General features: G+C 61.0%; 14 protein-coding genes. 4 read left to right on the top strand and 10 right to left on the bottom strand.

The annotated features are described in order from the left end of the window. The 9 genes from PLL20_17830 to PLL20_17790 form a co-directional block, all read right to left on the bottom strand. Positions 1–750: GTP-binding protein (locus PLL20_17830; protein HPD31856.1), on the bottom strand; the 750-nt coding region annotated here is incomplete at its 3' end. 270 nt (positions 751–1,020) lie between these two features. Next, the gene (locus PLL20_17825) at positions 1,021–1,593 is read right to left on the bottom strand and encodes a J domain-containing protein (GenBank protein HPD31855.1); all 573 of its coding nucleotides are present in this window, start codon (positions 1,591–1,593) and stop codon (positions 1,021–1,023) included. Positions 1,594–1,674: 81 nt separating this feature from the next. Continuing rightward, positions 1,675–2,355, bottom strand: a complete 681-nt coding sequence (locus PLL20_17820; protein ID HPD31854.1) for a hypothetical protein — start codon at positions 2,353–2,355, stop codon at positions 1,675–1,677. Then, positions 2,336–2,986, bottom strand: coding sequence for a hypothetical protein (locus PLL20_17815; protein HPD31853.1), 651 nt, complete (start codon positions 2,984–2,986; stop codon positions 2,336–2,338). The genes PLL20_17820 and PLL20_17815 overlap by 20 nt, the downstream gene beginning before the upstream one ends. 28 nt (positions 2,987–3,014) lie before the next feature. Next, on the bottom strand, positions 3,015–3,632 hold the full coding sequence (locus PLL20_17810; protein ID HPD31852.1) for a DUF2752 domain-containing protein: 618 nt from the start codon (positions 3,630–3,632) through the stop codon (positions 3,015–3,017). A gap of 115 nt (positions 3,633–3,747) precedes the next feature. Beyond that, complete coding sequence (locus PLL20_17805) at positions 3,748–4,242, bottom strand: hypothetical protein (GenBank protein HPD31851.1); 495 nt, start codon at positions 4,240–4,242, stop codon at positions 3,748–3,750. Positions 4,243–4,499: 257 nt separating this feature from the next. Further along, the gene (locus tag PLL20_17800; GenBank protein HPD31850.1) at positions 4,500–4,715 is read right to left on the bottom strand and encodes a hypothetical protein; all 216 of its coding nucleotides are present in this window, start codon (positions 4,713–4,715) and stop codon (positions 4,500–4,502) included. 13 nt (positions 4,716–4,728) lie between these two features. Next, positions 4,729–5,025 (bottom strand): MazG nucleotide pyrophosphohydrolase domain-containing protein, encoded by a 297-nt coding sequence (locus PLL20_17795; GenBank protein HPD31849.1) that lies wholly within the window; start codon positions 5,023–5,025, stop codon positions 4,729–4,731. Between the two features lie 1,292 nt (positions 5,026–6,317). Then, positions 6,318–8,996 carry a vitamin B12-dependent ribonucleotide reductase gene (locus tag PLL20_17790; protein HPD31848.1) on the bottom strand — a complete coding sequence of 893 codons (2,679 nt, stop codon included), beginning with the start codon at positions 8,994–8,996 and terminating at the stop codon, positions 6,318–6,320. A 587-nt stretch (positions 8,997–9,583) separates the two neighbouring features. On the opposite strand from PLL20_17790, the gene PLL20_17785 reads away from it, so the two are divergent. Together PLL20_17785 and ahcY are read left to right on the top strand one after the other, a co-directional pair. Further along, entirely contained in the window at positions 9,584–10,597 is a 1,014-nt protein-coding gene (locus PLL20_17785; GenBank protein HPD31847.1) for a metalloregulator ArsR/SmtB family transcription factor, read from the top strand. Between the two features lie 115 nt (positions 10,598–10,712). Next, positions 10,713–12,137: an adenosylhomocysteinase gene (gene ahcY / locus PLL20_17780; GenBank protein ID HPD31846.1), complete on the top strand. Its 1,425-nt coding sequence runs from the start codon at positions 10,713–10,715 to the stop codon at positions 12,135–12,137. 167 nt (positions 12,138–12,304) lie between these two features. On the opposite strand, the gene PLL20_17775 is transcribed toward ahcY, so the two are convergent. Then, entirely contained in the window at positions 12,305–14,395 is a 2,091-nt protein-coding gene (locus PLL20_17775) for a DUF6259 domain-containing protein (protein HPD31845.1), read from the bottom strand. Between the two features lie 239 nt (positions 14,396–14,634). On the opposite strand from PLL20_17775, the gene PLL20_17770 reads away from it, so the two are divergent. Together PLL20_17770 and PLL20_17765 are read left to right on the top strand one after the other, a co-directional pair. After that, complete coding sequence (locus PLL20_17770; protein ID HPD31844.1) at positions 14,635–16,209, top strand: hypothetical protein; 1,575 nt, start codon at positions 14,635–14,637, stop codon at positions 16,207–16,209. A 345-nt stretch (positions 16,210–16,554) separates the two neighbouring features. Further along, on the top strand, positions 16,555–17,203 hold a 649-nt coding region (locus PLL20_17765), incomplete at its 3' end, for a hypothetical protein (protein ID HPD31843.1).

The raw sequence follows: 17,203 nt of genomic DNA, 5'->3' as shown, positions 1-17,203 counted from the left end.
ATCGGCCACCGTGGCGGCGCGAATGGCCGGCTTCAGGTCATCGGCGATGATCGGCTCATCGTGGACGAACTTCTCCATAATCGGCTCGGAGACCTCGGCCAGCCGCTCTTCAAGCTCATGGCGGGCCTCGCGGGCAGCGTCCTGAAGCTTCGCCGGGATGTCTACGATTCTGAACTTGGCTCCCAGTTGCTCCCGCTCGTAATAGATGGCTTTCATCTCAAGCAGGTCGACGATGCCCTCGAAATGGGACTCGGCGCCAATGGGAATCTGCACCGGAATGGGATTGGCTCCCAGACGCTCGCGGATCGACTTGAACGAGGCCGCAAAGTCCGCCCCGACCTTGTCCATTTTGTTAATAAAGCAGATCCGCGGTACACGATACTTGCTGGCCTGCCGCCAGACGGTTTCCGACTGGGCTTCCACACCTTCCTTGGCATCGAACACCACCACCGCTCCGTCCAGCACCCGCAGCGACCGCTCCACCTCGGCGGTGAAGTCCACGTGGCCGGGGGTGTCGATCAGGTTGATGGTGTGGTCGCGCCAGGGGCAACTGACGGCCGCCGAGTAGATGGTGATCCCCCGCTGCTGTTCTTCTTGGTCAAAGTCAGTGACGGTGGTACCGTCGTCGACCTCCCCCATCTTGTGCGTCTTGCCGGTGTAATAGAGGAATCGCTCGGTCGTCGTCGTCTTGCCGGCGTCAATGTGGGCGGCAATCCCGATATTGCGTACTTTCCGCAGATCCAAAGACACAATCCAGACTCCCAGATCGCCGCCACCCGGGTCCCCGATCGCTCCAGGTTGCCGCCTTCACTCGACTCTCCGCCATCCGCTATCCGCCTGTTCCGTCGGACATCAAGGTCGGCCCACAGCATAGCCGAACCCCAAAGCCCAGGCCAGCGGAACGGCGTTCAGGTCAACGCCGCGCCCAAGGCAATGAAATGGATCCCAAAGAGAAAACGCCAGGGCAGGCAGGCAACGCCGTTGGAAGTATCCGGCGGCTCGTCCGTCCTCACCTCTTCCTCACGACGGTCCGTCGATTCGCAATCGCCTCCGGATACTCGACCAATTCCTTTGCCTGACCCGATCCCCCGGATGAATGCACCGCACGATGCTCAGGCAGGTTATCGCCAACGAGATCAGTCCCAGCATGCCGGCGCACGCCGCAGCCATGCCGTATGCCTTACTGTCGGTCGCCGTCGCCAACAGCAGCAGGTACGCACCCGCTGCTAACAACACGATGGTCACCGTGCATTTGACAACCACGTACACCGGCAGCGGAAGCAGCCGGCCGCCGGCCGGGTGGAAAACACACCTTCCGCAACGCGGATGGCCGTCAAGCCCGATGCTCACCTCGCCGAAATCACCGCAGTCACGGCACGTGCCAACCGGCTTGCCCTGTCGACAAGCCCGTGCCGCACTCACCAGCATACGATAGGCCTTTGAGACTTCAATAAACTGCGACTGGGCGTCAAGATCGCCCCTTTTCTTGTCGGGATGCAGTCGTTGTGCCAGGCGTCGGTACGCCCGCTTGATTTCCTCGACGGTCGCGGTCTCTGGCAGTCCCAACAGTCGCATGCAATCGGCGAGAGTCATCCGCTGTGCGTTCGTCCGATACCTTCAGGAAAGTGGCTGATCCCACGACCCACACCGGCAGGATTCACATGTGGCAACGGATCACCGCGTTTCAACCTTGTGATCATAGAACAGCTTGGCCACCTCGTCGGCCATCGTGCTCGCCAGGAGCCGGTCGAGTTCGGAACGGCTCTTGCATCTGCGGGCCTCATGAGGGCTGATGGTGATGTCAATCCGCCGGCCATCTCGCTCCGGAGGCCAGAGGCGGATCTTGAGCCGGTCCTCCTCCCTGGCATTGAAAACCTTCAGCTTCACCCCGAACCGGGCCGGAGCGACCATCATTTCCAGGTCTCTGTCAACGTAAAAGTCCTCGACGTTCATCCAGATAACCGTGTCGGCGTTCGCTCGGCGACCGACCTCGCGGACTGAAAGCTCGTCAAAATCCGCCGCCGACCGGCGAATCAAGGCGAGCTCTTCATTGGTCGTCACCCGTTCCACAACCTTGTGTTCCTTGAGCCGCGTCGCCAGCTCGTCAACCAGTGTCTCACGCGTCGAGGGCGGAGATACGAGATCCATTTCATCATCGACAAGAATAAGCACCGGGCCGGCCGGAAGCTTGAACTCCGCACGAACCTTCTGCTCCGCCCCCACCCCAAGGTGGTAGATCACGGCACCAAACTCCGGCCCGCAACCGGTGACGGTCGCCAAGCCGACACCCAGCACGAGGACGCGAGACAACGCCTGTCTCGCTTGCCCGACCCGATTATTCGATGGGTCTCTCATATTCATGGAACTTCCTGCCCACCTGGGTCGCGAATGCGAGATAGGTTTGCTGACGCACTTGAACTGCGGTGACACCCGTCAGACCGACAGGCCCTTCCTCGGGAACCGCCACCTCTACGTCGCCCAGAGGAATCCGCTCCGGCGGCTCGTTGGGTCGTGTCAGATCGTAGACCACGACCGATGCTGCCATGCGCCCGCGATAAAAGTGGGCCATGCCCGGATCACGGACGCTGAGCTTGTAGACCGACACCTCGATGACCATCTCGGCATTGAAATGCTTCCCGACGCCCACCGGGTCGTTCTCGCTTCCCGGCGTCTTTTCCATGTAGCTGCTGACCCGCACCACGTCCACGATGTTCACGCCCTTCACGTGCCGCGCAAGGTGGTCTGCCAGGTACGCGGCCACGTCCAGCGACACCTTTTCGTACGCCCAGCGGATTTCAGGAAGGGCGTAGACGTGGATCAGGACGGTTCGGCCTGGCAGTCGATTGAACTCGGGCGGCACCTTCTCGGTGTCCGGAAGTGTCGCGGCCAGAAAGGCTCCCGTCGGCCCGCATCCAGCGAGCACCGCGATACTTGCGGAAATCAGAATTCCCAGGGCCGGTCTTGCCGGATGCCGCTTGATCTCCATGTCAATCCTCCAGGACGCGATGTGCAGGCTACCGGGCGGGAAGACTGCCGTCCAGCAGTCCCAGGGCAATCTTGACTCCCCACGCCAGCACCAGCCCCACAGCCGCATACCACACGAAACTCGTCGGGTTGACCCGATACCAGTTGATCGCCGGGTAACGCCCGACGGTCATGGCCCCGGCGGCGCTGGCCCCGATCAGGATCGTCACAAGAGCAAGCACAAATCCCGCCGGTTGCGACCGGATCGAGTCGACCACCTGCCCGCGAACAGCATGGGCAAACGCCGTTGTCATACCGCAGGTCGGACACGGATAGCCGGTCATGGTGAGAAAACCACAGGGCAAGAGACCCAGTTGTCGGTGGGTGCCCACATGACCCTGGGCAGGAACCAGCCAAAGACCGATGCCGACAATGACACCGGCTGCCAGCAAAACGCCCCCGGCGTAAAGCCGGCCGATTCGCGGCCTCTCAAGATGCCGGATCTCGATGATCGGCCCAAGTGGATTGGCCACAGGTCGGGCGCGCCGAACGCCACTGCCTGCCCCCCCCGTCGGAACAATCAGGTCTTCCGCCGTCTGCGACTCGTCCCAATCAGTTGCCATCTCGCCGATTCCCGTCAGCCCGGCGGGGTCGCCGGGTGACCTCATGGAAGGCAATCTCGGTTGGCCATCAACTCTTGCGCCTCTCAACATTATCATTCTGCGGTGGCGAGGTCAACGTGGTGCGGCGAACGGCTCAGGATTCCTCTCGCTGTTGAAACAATCAGTAGAAAACCGTCAAAACGAGGTTGGGCTCGCTGTGCTTACCCTCAAAAACGCCGACGGTCGTGTTCGCGAACTTGACCCTGACCCCGGGATTGTCCTTGAGCCAAGTATTGACTTGCTCATCCAAGTGCCGCAGAGCTGCCTCGGACAGCTTGGCATGAAAGGTCCGCACGCGCCGCGCACCCACACCCTTTTCGATCGACACTTCCCCGGATGCGGACTCACCGGGCGCCGTCTCCGGTTGCGGGGCCGAAGCAACCTCGACAGAGGCGTCGGCCTCGGGCCCCTCGACCGGAGCCAAAGGAAATGGAATCGAGTCCCCGGCCTCACCAGTCGGCTCGGCTGCACCGGATTCTCGCTTTGGCTTGAGGCAAGCCGGGCACAACATCTGCCCCGCCCACATACCCGCTAGTCCCCGATGAATGTGCTCACGGTAGATGCTGGCGCCACAGCCGGCACACGGCATGAGAACCTCGGAGTCGACACTACTCATGATCACCTCCCATTCCCAAGCTGTCAGATGTGCCTGTCGACGGTGAGCCCCAAGACCTGATCGGACAGAGATGCCAAACCGGCCGGACTCGAGCCTCACACGACCCTGAGATGCATTCTACCTCGGCCCGTGGAAAGGAATCAATGCCTGCAAGACACAAGAGACGCCTTTGCGTCAATCACGCGCCGAGATGCACAGAGGCTTTGCCGCCGGGGCGCAGCGACAGCCTTGCGGATCCCCTCAGGAAGGCAGATGCCTCAAAGCCACTGGTTTGCCAGGGCAATCAGCCGAGGCCCGAAGACCTCATAGAGAAAACTTGAACGAATCAAGACGCCGTTGGACTCAGCCGCAACCAGGACTTCGAGTTCGCGCTGGACGAAGCCCAGACATCCTCCCTGGAACAGCCAGTAACCCGCCAAGAACAACACCTCCATGGCAAGTCGGTTCCGGATTCCGCCGCGTCGCACTTTCATGTTGATCCCTCTGCTACGGTTTCGCATCGCAGGTGCATACCATCTTGCCGCAACCAGGACAACCTTGCCCATACTTGGCATGAAGGGCCTCGCTCAGGTCAACACCCTCAACGTTGGCCAAGGTCACCAGCCAGGCCATGACATCGGCAAACTCGGCGGCCTTGGTCTGCTGGTCCGAGCCCTGCCCGATGGCCTGAGCCAGTTCCCCGATTTCTTCCATCATCCATAGGAACGTCCCGGCGCTGCCCCGCTCACGGTCCTTGTGCGAGTACATCTTGTCAATGAGTCGCTGAAAATCGCGAAGATCCATCTAGGCCTCCCAGGCTCTTGTTCGGGCCTCTCCCTCCATGGGCGAGCGTCACCTACGATACTTGGTGCCCAGTTAAGCGGCAATCACGTGTTCGGGTATATAATCACGGCCATGGCCGATCCCTCACGTCCAAGACGATACCGCTTGCCAAGATCCGCTCGAGTCAAATCGCAACAGGTCTTTCGACGGGCGTTCTCTGAGCGATGCCGTGCCTCGGACCAACATATGGTTGTGTTCGCGGTGCCTAACGATTCCGGCTTCGCTCGACTCGGCATCTCCGTAGGCAAAGCCTACGGCCGGGCGGTACAACGAAATCGAATAAAACGCCTAATCCGGGAAGCCTTCCGGCACGTCAGACACGAGCTCCCAGCAGGAATCGACTTGATCATCGTACCCCGAAAAGAGAACATTGAGCCAACCATCTTTGATCTCCAAGTGTCGATCCGTCGCCTCTCGCGCAAACTGCAGCGTCGAACGCAGTGAACGGCAGACGGTTACCTCTCAAGACGAACATCCGATCCGACGAGAACTCGCCTCACTAATCCAGGAACAATCCAGAAGACTCGAAAAAAAAAGAAAGCACCAGGTGCCCAAAGGGCGGGCCCGGTGCTTTCCGGAGGGGAAAGAAGCCATTGCTCAATTTGAGCTCTTGTCGGTATGCCCTCCTATGACTCCCAATCAGGCTGGCTCCATATGATTATAGGCCACCCCATTAGTGCTTTATCGGCCAGACAAGGCCACAATTTTAGCCTTTCCTTCTTCAGGCGCGGCAGGGCGCACCTTTCACCCGACAACATGGGGCTTTTACCCCATAGCCGCCAGCCAAATCGCGGCTTACGTCCGAATAACTCGGCCTTGCTACCGCTTCCTGCCCCTTATACCCCGGCTCACCGGGGAGCGTCGCACCCGTAGCACCCCGGCTGAACAGGAGCTTCTACCACAAACACGTTCTTCTGTCAAACCCTGCTTGGCCCCCTCGCGCGCCCTATCGCGGACCGCCTTCTTGCGGGCCGCAACCCAAACGCACCGCGATCCCCAAGTCACGCGCGCAAGCCGTACAGATGTCTAGCTCCAAAGCGGCCTTCGGCCGCAACCAAGAAAGGCCGCTCGTTTCCGATCGTAAGCTGTTGTTCGCAAGCGATTTACGCGCCGCAACCCAAAAACGCGCGCAAAACTCACTCCAGTCGCGACGGAAGAGACTAAGGCGGACCGCCTTTTTGTGGGCCGCAACCCAAGGGTACCGCGATCCAGAAACATGCGCGCAAACCGCACAGATATCCCGCCGCAAGGCTCTAACACTGCGCCCAGCCGCAGGACGGGCACTTGTTACACCCTTCCGAGAAAACCAATGCGTCCCCGCACTCCGGGCATTTGACCTTGAATGCCAGCCGGTCTCGCTCAATCCGGGATACGCCCACGCTCCCGGCCAACGTGGGCGACCCCAGAACTGGAGCCCCATGAGCTGCCGTAGCGTGGCGCACTTCCGAGACCAGCTCATGGCCCTTTGACTTACCGTTCCCGTTGCCGTTTGTCTTGCCGGGCAGCGCACTCGCGGGACGGTCCAGCTCCGCCAGGTCATACTCACCCAGAAGCAGATTCCGAAGACCAAACCGTTCCTTCGCCCGCATGTATTTCTGCATGGCGCGGGCTAAGCCGTCTCCAAGGCTCATGATCTTGCCCTCGCGGGTCGGCACCTGGAGACTCGAACCAATGTCTTTGAGCTGTCGGATCACATGTCTCAGGGAACCCCCGGAACGGAGCCACAGCGACGTCATCCGACAGATCGCCTCGAGATCACTAGTGGCGATGTCCCCGCCCTTGCCCAGTTGGGCAAATACCTCCAACTCACGTTCCGTCTTCGGGTCGACCGTGATCTTGACGTGCATGTTGCCGAACGGAGTCATCTGTCGAAGCCGCAAACCGCTGATGATCTCCGGAATGTCCCGAGGCTCGAGCTCCTTGAACTCTCCCGGCGCAGAACGCGAGCTAGCACTCGCATTCGGGACCGAAGGGTTTGCGGATTGTTCCTTGTCTTTCAGAGCCATCGGCTGGGCATCGCGGCAACCATCCCGATACACCGTAATGCCCTTGCATCGCAACTCGTACGCACGTCGGTAGATGGCGTCCACCTCCTCCACGGTCGCGTCCCTCGGGAAGTTGATCGTCTTGGAAATGGACGCGTCGCAGTGGCGCTGGAAAGCCGCCTGCATGCGTACGTGCCATTCCGGCGAAATATCGTGCGCGCAGACGAAGACTCGTTTCACGTCCTCCGGGATTTCGTCAAGTTCAACGAGGGTGCCTTCCCTGGCAATCCGATCCATGAGACCCTCGCTGAGAAATCCTCGCTCTCTCGCTACGCGCTCGAAAATCGAGTTAACCTGTATCATCGGTTTCGCGCCCTCTTCCTGTCCCTTCAGGACGTTGCGGAAGAAGGCAAGACTGAACATGGGTTCGATTCCACCCGAACAGTCCGCCATGATGCTGATCGTACCGGTCGGGGCCACCGTCGTTACCGCCGCGTTGCGCATCGGCCGGTGATACCGCGTGTCCCAAACGCTTCCGGACCAGTTGGGGAAACAACCACGCTCCATGGCCAGTTGTTCGCTGTAATTGTGGGATTCGTCATTGATGAATTTCATGAACCGCTCGCCCCAGGCCACGCCTTCCTCGGAGTTGTACGGCACTCCGAGCTTGTAAAGCGCGTCGGCGAAACCCATCACGCCCAAGCCTATCTTGCGGTTGCCCTTGCACATCGCCTCGATCTCGGGCAACGGATAGTTGTTCGCGTCAATCACGTTGTCCAGAAACCGCGTCGCGTGATGGACGGTGGCCCGTAACCCATCCCAATCCACCCGGCCGTGGCCTTCGCTTTCGACGACGAACTTGGCCAGGTTGATGCTGCCAAGATTGCAGGCCTCGTAGGGCAGTAGCGGCTGCTCGCCGCAGGGGTTGGTCGCCTCGATACGGCCTAGGTGCGGCGTCGGGTTGTATTCGTTGATCCGATCGATGAAAACGACCCCCGGTTCGCCCGTCCGGTGAGCATTCTCGACGATGATTCGCCAGATATCCCGCTTCGTGTACACCGGCCTGCTCAAAGCCGAGCCGCGAGTGACGACCTCCTCGGTTTCACCCGATTGGTGCATCACTCGCAACTCGCCGTTGGGACCGCGCCTCACAGGAATCAAAGACCGCACATCGTACTCCCAGATCTTCAGGTCTCGCGGCATCACGAATTCCTGACCGGTCCGGGGGTTGCGAACGACGTGCGGAGAATCCTCGTCCTCCAGAAACTCCTCCATCCACTGATCGGTGATCTTGACCGAGATGTTGTAATTGGTGAACTGCGTCAGATCCTGCTTGGCATTCAGAAACTTCAAAATGTCAGGGTGATGAACGTTCATCATCCCCATGTTCGCTCCACGGCGAAACGCGCCCTGTTGGATCGCGTTGGTCGCCTCGCTGAACGCTCGCCAGAAGCTGATCGGCCCCGATGTCGTCCCCCCGGAGCTCTTGATGAAGTCACCCGTCGGACGAAGCTCGTCAAAAGCAAAGCCCGTACCGCCCCCCGCTTTCTGGATCAGCGCCGTCTGCTTGATGGCGTCGAATATCTCACTGATGCTGTCCCGAACGGGCAGCACGAAGCAGGCGCTCAGCATGCCCATCTCACGCCCGGCGTTCATCAGCGTGGGACTATTCGGCAGAAACCGTCGCTCGACCATCATGTCGAAGAACGCTTCTTCCCAGGCATCGCGCTGTGCCGCATCCGCCCCATAGCGGGTTTCCACATCCGCAATGGTCTTGGCCACGCGACGGAACAAGTCCCTCGGCGATTCCACCACTTGGCCGGACTCGTCCTTCTTGAGATAACGAGCACGCAGCACGCGGAGGGCATTCTCGGGCAGACCCAGATCGGGCCTGCTCTTGGGATCTGTGTCGTTCTCGCCTTGTCGATCCTTGACAATAGCGACCATTGACCAACTCCTTCAGGCCGCAACGGCCCCCGTTTCAACATCAAAGCAGACCAAAAACACGACTCGTGCTCCTTGCCTCCCCACGCGCAGACCACACCCTCGGAAGCACGCCTTCGCCTTCCGCTTTCCCTGGGCTTTAGGGTTTGATTAGGTCTCCAAGAACGACCTGTGCCCCTACATCTTGGGGGCAGTATTCTTAATAACTCAATATCTGCCCAAAGTCAACGGCATTACCGCCCCTAGATTCAGGAAATTATAACACTCACTTACAAGTCCCTGTCAAAGGGGAAGTTAAACGCCCAACGAATAGTTATTAACAAGCTATTTTTCTATATGTCGGCGGTCCAGCCGACCTGGCCCCTATATTTTGTGGCACGGGCAAACCAAAGTCAAGCCGATAATCGGGAAAAAAGCGGTGTTCCGGGTTCCTGCGAGTCTTGGCCAAATCCCACCAAGGAATACCGTCTCAGGGCAGAAAGCCCTCATTCTGGCTGCCAGCCATGTCCGCCTGCCTTGGCCCTCCCAAAAACTCGCTTGCTTCCTGTCATCTACCGATATATCCTATCATCCGGATACCTGGATTGGCCATGACGGCAAACGAAACCGTATTCAGAGCGATGTCAGATGCGACCCGCCAGAAGCTCCTTCGGGTACTGTCGGACTACGATCTGAGCGTGTCCGAGTTGGTCGAGATCCTGCGGATGCCGCAATCCACGGTCAGCCGGCATTTGAAGGTGCTTCGCGATGCCGGTCTGCTGGTGGATCGGCGAGTGGGAACAACGGTCATGTACGCCGTCCGGCCCCCAAGCGACGCTGCCGTCGTTCCGGGGAGGCCGCCAGGTTCGCAGGGATCACTCAGGCCGATGAGCAACGGTGTCATCGGCCTGCGAGATCGGTTGCTCGAATGGGTGGGACAAGCCCAACTCGACGGCGACGTCGCCGATCGGCTACAGAAAGTCGTCCGCCGCCGACACGCCGGAGACCGAGGTTTCTTTGACGCCCTCGCGGCCAAGTGGGATCGGTTGCGGATCGACGCTTTCGGAGAGGCCTTTCACCTTGAGGCCCTGACCGCCCTTCTGCCGACGGAGTGGACCGCCGCAGATATCGGCAGCGGCACCGGCTATCTCCTGCCCGTGCTATCCGCACGATTCCGCAAGGTCATCGCAGTGGATCCGGCTCCCCGAATGATTGAGATCGCCCGAAACCGACCGGAGGTCCGCGCAGCAGATAATATCGAATTTCGCGAAGGGACGCTCGGCAGTCTGCCGTTGGCCGACGCGGAAATTGACCTCGCGATTGTCTCGCTCGTGCTCCATCATGTGGAATCGCCGGCCGAATCGCTGCGGGACCTCAAGCGAACTGTCCACCCTCGCGGAGGGGTTCTGATCATCGAGCAGCAGGACCATCGGTGTGCTGAGTTCTACGAACGAATGGGTGACCGCTGGTGGGGTTTCGAGCCTGCCCAAGTGTCCGATTGGCTCGCACAAGCGGGATTTCGAGAGGTTCGAGCCGCGCCGCTGCGCACGGCCAGACCAAGTGACCGCAGCCGAGTGGATGCACCCGGATTGTTTGTCGTGACCGGGCGGGTTTCAGCGCCTTGATCGCGCGAGCGGTGAAACACGGAACGTAAGCCGAGCCTTCCGCGAAGCGCAGAATGGCTTTGGCAAGTCAAAAACAGTGCAAAGACGCAAGGATTTCTGAACAGGAGCATAACAAATGGCAACCGCCGTTACGGATTTCAAGGTCAAGGATCTGTCACTTGCCGACTGGGGTCGCAAGGAAATCGCCATCGCCGAGAGTGAAATGCCCGGCTTGATGGCCGTACGTGAGGAATACGCGGGTCGCAAACCGCTCGCCGGGGCCAAGATCACCGGCTCGCTGCACATGACCATTCAGACGGCCGTGCTGATCGAAACGCTGGTCGAACTGGGAGCCGAGGTCCGCTGGGCAAGCTGCAACATCTTCTCGACTCAGGACCACGCCGCGGCGGCCGTTGCCAAGCGGGGAATCCCAGTCTTCGCGTACAAAGGCGAAAGCCTCGAGGAATACTGGGAATTCACGCTCAAGGCGCTGAGCTGGCCGGACGGCGACGGGCCGACCAGCATCGTCGATGACGGCGGCGATGCCACGCTGCTGATCCATCGCGGCCGGGCTTTTGAGGCCGAGTTCGCCAAGACCGGCAAGCATCCGGCCATCTGCAAAGACAACCACGAGATCGAAGTCGTCGACAACCTCCTGCGCCGCGTCCGCGAAAAAGACGCCCGGTTCTTCCACAAGATGGCCGGGCGTGTCATCGGCGTCACCGAGGAAACCACCACGGGCGTCCATCGCCTTTACGAGATGTCCCGCAACGGCGAACTGCTCTTCACCGCGATCAACGTCAATGATTCGGTAACCAAGAGCAAGTTCGACAACCTCTACGGATGCCGCGAGAGTCTGATGGACGGCATCAAGCGGGCCACCGATGTGATGATCGCCGGCAAGAAGTGCGTGGTCTGCGGTTATGGCGACGTCGGCAAGGGTTGTGCCCAGGCGTTCCGCGGGCTGGGCGCCACGGTCTACATCACCGAAATCGACCCGATCTGCGCATTGCAGGCCGCCATGGAAGGCTACCAGGTGGTCACCATGGATGACGCCTGCAAATGGGCCGACATCTTCGTCACCGCCACCGGCAACGTTGACGTCATCACCCGTGAGCACATGGACCAGATGAAAGACCAGGCCATTGTCTGCAACATCGGGCACTTCGATAGCGAGATCCAGGTGAACCGGCTCGGCGATCTCAAGTGGGAGGAGATCAAACCGCAGGTGGACCACGTCATCTGGCCCGATGGCAAGCGGATCATCGTGCTGGCCAAGGGCCGCCTGGTCAACCTCGGCTGCGCCACCGGGCATCCCAGCTTCGTGATGAGCAACAGCTTCACCAACCAGGTGATCGCCCAGATCGAACTGTGGGAAAACCGCAACACCGGCAAGTACGAGAAGAAGGTCTACACGCTGCCCAAACACCTGGACGAGCGCGTCGCGACCCTGCACCTGAGCAAACTCGGGGCCAAGCTAACCAAGCTGACCGAGAAACAGGCCAGGTACATCGGCGTGCCGGTCAACGGGCCGTTCAAGCCGGAGCATTACCGATACTGATGGGTTCCCGACCCAAGGAGCAGGACGCCGAATCGACATCTGGAGCAGCCGTCGCCACAGCCACACACCGGTTGCCCAGAAGACTCCCTCCCCTGCCGCGGGTGTCCCAAGGCGCTCGTGATCCCCATGCACGGAGATGTCTTGACCCCCTGCTTCCTGTAGATCCCCTACCGTGATGGGCGAGTCGTTCCTGCCGCACGCAAAACCCGGGCGTCGGAGGCCGCGATGGTGATCGGTGCCGCCTGAGGCTGGTCGTCGGCAGCGGGCTTCGGAGCTGCGCCGGTCTCCAGCTCGTTCAGACGGTTCCAGGGTGGCCGGATTTCCACGGTTCGCGGCCGGTCTGAAAGGTTCACAACGGCCAGGCCCACGGTGCCGTCCGTGGCCAGCCAGGCTGTTGCCATCACGGCCGGCAGGTCGATTGCGTACGGGCTGCCGCGACCGGTGCCTTCGCCGATGAGCCGGGGATTGTCTCCCGTGACCTCTGCCTCGCCAAGGAACGTGCCAGTGAGAAGGAACTCGTGTCCTCCTCGTCGGGCGACGGCCAGGTTTCTCAGGAATTCAGCCTCCTTGCGGGCGTTGTCAGCCATGATCGAATCGACGCCGATCCAACCCAGTTGCGCGCCCCACAGGAACGCGCGAGCCATCTTCGCACGAAACGGCAGCGACTTGACGATGTCATCCCCGGCCATGTACTGAAAACCGAAGGTGATGATGCGTCCGCCATAGACCGCCGGCATCAGAGGGATGATCCGCCTCCCGCCGGTCGATGGCGTGTTGACCATCAGCAGAGCATCAAACTGGTCGTTCCAGCATTCGGCGTTCTCCTCGGTCGTGATCATACGGTCCTTGGGCAACCGCGCTCGGACCTGATCGAGCATCTTGCGGTAGCCGTCAAACCAGAAAGTCCCCCCGCCGCGCGAATGACCATGGTCAGGGTTGAAACATCGTACCGCATGGGCCGCGCCGATCTGGTCGATATACACGCCATCAACACCATATCCATTGACCAGCCGATCCACGATGCCGACGATCTTGTCTTGCCAGAAAACGGTATACGGGCACATGACGTTGAGCGGCACCTTCGAGCCGTATTCCTCGGTGTACGGCTTGCCATCCTCTTGCCGGGCAGCGGCCTGCTCGCCGCCTTCCTGCGTCCAGGTCTTCGAGTTCGGATCACACAAGCGACCGTTGATGTACGGCATAACACGGAACCCGGCCTCCTGCAGAGCCTTCACACCCTCGCGAAAGTGCGGCTTGGCAGGGAAGTACTCAGGGTAAAGCGTGTCGAACGGGATCTCGTGCCAGTTGTACCAGTGTAGGCCGATCGGCACGCCAAAAAACTCGCCCGCTCTGCGGCAGGCCTCGACGTTCTTAAGCGGCTCCGGACCGGGCATGAGCCAGAGGTCGATATCCTTGAGCCACTCTGGCACAGGCTGATTCCGGTTCTCAAGCCGTAGCCCACCTTTGTCCCCTCCCCATGGCGTCTCGCGAGTGAATGCCCGATAGATCTGAGCGCCGTTCCAGTAGTCCCCGTCGAATGCGCTGACGACCGCTTCAAACTCCGGTGCATAACGACCTCCAACCGTATCCGCATCCGAAGGCCAGTGCGTGCAGGTCACGCAGACACGGTCTTCGCTCGCCTTGACGGCCAGATGCTTGTGATGGCCCTTCCTGTCGTGAACGCCGACATACAGCCCCTTGCCGTCGCGATAGAAAGCTACGAAGGGCATCGAGGTCACCAGAGATGGGTAAGCGCCCTCATAGCTCATGCCCGGCTTCACGTCGTATTCCAGCCCCCAGCCGAACGGAGCTGCCATTCTCAGGCCGGGCTCTGTCCGGATGTTCGGCAGGATCGGCCAATCCGCCCGCACCACCTTCCAACCGTCGGGCAAACCGGCTCTGAGCCGCCACCCCGTCGCGCGCCGACCCTCCGTGATGGTCAAAGTAACCCGCACCTCTCCATTCTTCAGCTCGCCCAACCAGACAAACGTGTATGCCGTGCTGCCCGCCCCCTCTGCCTCGATCCATGGCACGCTCGCGCTGGTCAGTTCTGCCGTCGCCGAGTCCGGCCCCCGCAGAGCCAGTCGCCACAGAAGGTCCTTCTCGCCCAACGGTCCGGTCCATCCCGGCCCCAGCATCGCGGTGGCCAACTCGCCTACAGGCGACGACTGGGTGCGAAGAGATGCTTCGGCCGCCAAGCCGGTCATCGACCCGCCAAGAACCAATGATACGCATGCAGCCAAACGCAGGCTTTTCATATCGATCACCTCGCATCAGTCGGCCGAGCCCGGATAGACACCTGTGAGACTTCGAAACGCCGGGCAGTGTACCACCCCTGAGGCGCGCTTTGTATCTGGCCGCTGACCAGCCGTTCGGGCGCGCCGTTTGACGCTGGCACCAACCTTTCGATAGCATGGCGGTCTGGAGGAGCCCCGGGCGCGGCGTCGCCCGGGCACTCGCAGCAAGTCCAGTCCACTCGATAACGGAGGATCCAGTCATGAGTATGCATGAGAAGCTTTCGGGGTGTGCGTGCTGTCGGATGAGCCGCCGGCGGTTCCTCGCGACCGGGTGCGCAACATGTGTCGGGGCAACGGGCATACTGACGGCCGGGTCCACCGCGCGGGCTGCCGAAGGGCCCAGCAAGATCCGCGTCCGCATCATCTACTCACTGCACGGGCCCAAACAGGACCGGCCCGACTGGCCCAACAAAGGCTTTGACTTCCAGCCGGTGATGGACCGGATCACCAACACGCTCAAGGAGGCCTGCCCGCGATTCGAGTTCCTCACCTCGATGGCCGACGGCGAGGAAGCCGCCAACAAGATCCTGGAGCAGGACAAGACCGCTGATATCGACGGCTACCTCGTCTACCAGATGAACGCCTGGAACCGCGTGGTGCAGACCATCGCTGCTTCCGGCAAACCCACGCTGTACGCCGACTTCCAATATGGTGGCAGCGGCGGGTTCCTTGTCTATGGCGCCAAGTTCCTGCGCGACAAGACGCCGAACGTCGGCTTCGTCGCATCCTCGCGGATGGAAGACGTGGTCGCGGCCGTCCGCTGCTTCAGGGTGATCAAGCGGGGCGGCTCAATGGCCGACTTCGTCGCGGCTACGGCCAACGCCCGCCGACAACGCACGCCCAAGCCCGGCGATCTCACCACCAAACCCGACAAGGTCGAAGCCCTCACGCCCAAGGACTGCCTCGCCCGTATGAAGGAATCAAAGATCCTCACCGTGGAAAAGGGCTGGCACAACATGGACGAGGCGGTCAAAAAGGAGATGGGCATCGACGTCGTTCAGATCCCCTTCAAGGAGCTCAACGACGCCTGGGAGGCCGCGGACAAGAACGAGTCGAAGGCCATCGCCGACCGCTGGCAGAAGACGGCCGCAAAGATCGAGGGCGTCTCCCGCGAGACGCTCGAACAGTCCGCGGCGATGTACCTCGCCGAGAAGGCCCTCCTCAGGAAACACGGGGCCAACGCCATCACCATCAATTGCCTCGGCGGCTTCTACGGCAACCACATCCACGCCTACCCCTGCCTGGGGTTCCATGAATTGCTCAACGAAGGGCTGATCGGGGCTTGCGAATGCGACCTCCGCTCGACCTGCACTATGGTGGCAATGACCGCCCTGACGCAGGGACGGCCGGGCTTCATCTCCGACCCGGTCATCGATACTTCGTCGCGACAGATCATCTACGCCCACTGCGTGGCCTCGAACAAACCGTTCGGGCCCAAGGGCCAAGCCAACCCATTCGAGATTCTCACCCACTCCGAGGACCGCCAGGGCGCCTCACTCCGCTCGATCATGCCGCTGGGCTACATGACCACCACGGTCGAGTTCAGGCCGGAACTCAAGGTCGTTCTCTTCCACCAGGGCAAGGCGGTCGCCAACGTCGATGACGACCGGGCCTGTCGGACCAAGCTGGCCGTCGAACCGGTCGGCGACATCGAAAAACTCTTTACCGAGTGGGACCAGTGGGGTTGGCACCGCGTCACCTTCTACGGCGACCTCAAGGAGCCGGTCTTCGCCTTGGCCGACACCCTCGGCTGGAAGGTGTTGCAGGAAGCGTGAGCCCATCTTTCAGAACCGCGACCGTAAGGGAGCGGCAGGAAAGCATTATCAGTCGTCATCATGGTGCGGCTCATCCTGCCGATCAATGCGGTTCATCCTGCCGATCAACCACGTAGTTGCAGGCCGCGGCGAGCTGTTCCTCCGTCCATAGGGGTGTCGAAACGGGTACGGAGCTAGCACCACAGCGCAAGGTGGTTGATTTGAACCAAGCTCAGGCCTCGTTATGCCCCCCGGCGCTATCAGAAACACGGGGCCGCCCGCTTAAGAGAGCGACTTTGCGCTGTAGTGCTAGTTTTAGATGCGGTATTATACCTGTCAAAAGAAGTTCCGGGCCCTCGGACCAAGATGCACACCTTCCGCAGCCCCTCCGGCGTTGATTTCACCGGCACCACTTGGCCGAGCATCAGCATTCCCAGCACGCCGCAGCCGAACGACGACATCGAGACCACCACCTGGGTTTACGACCCGGCCACCGGCTTGCTAAAGCAGAAGATTGATGATTCGGGCCAGGCCGTCACCTACACCTACATCCCCGACGGCAAGCTCTCCACCCGCCAGTGGGCCCGGCACGACGCAAACACCGTCACAACATACACTTACGACTCCAACACCGGCGAGATGACCGGCATCGACTACCCCGGCAGCGACACCCCCGATGTGACCTTCACCTACACCCGCCTCGGGCGGCAGGCCACGGTCCAGGACGGGGTTGGCACCCGGACCTTCACCTACGACGAAGGGGTGACGGGCAAGCTGCACCTGCTCAGCGAGGCCATCGCCGGAACCGGCGGCTTCTACAGCAAGACCATCACCCGCGACTACCAGGGCACCGGCACCGGCGAGATCCCCGGCCGTGACGCCGGGTTCCACATCGGCACCGAGTACGGCGTGGCTTACCACTACGACAACGCGGGCACCGGCGGCCAATTGACCGGCACCGGCCGGTTCAGACGGATCACCGGCCCGGGCCTGCCCGGATACGTCAGCCCAAGCA

This window comes from Phycisphaerae bacterium, from assembly GCA_035384605.1.
Lineage (GTDB): Bacteria > Planctomycetota > Phycisphaerae > UBA1845 > PWPN01 > JAUCQB01.
The sequence above is the reverse complement of the archived record's forward strand: the minus strand, read 5'-3'. Positions and strand labels throughout refer to the sequence as shown.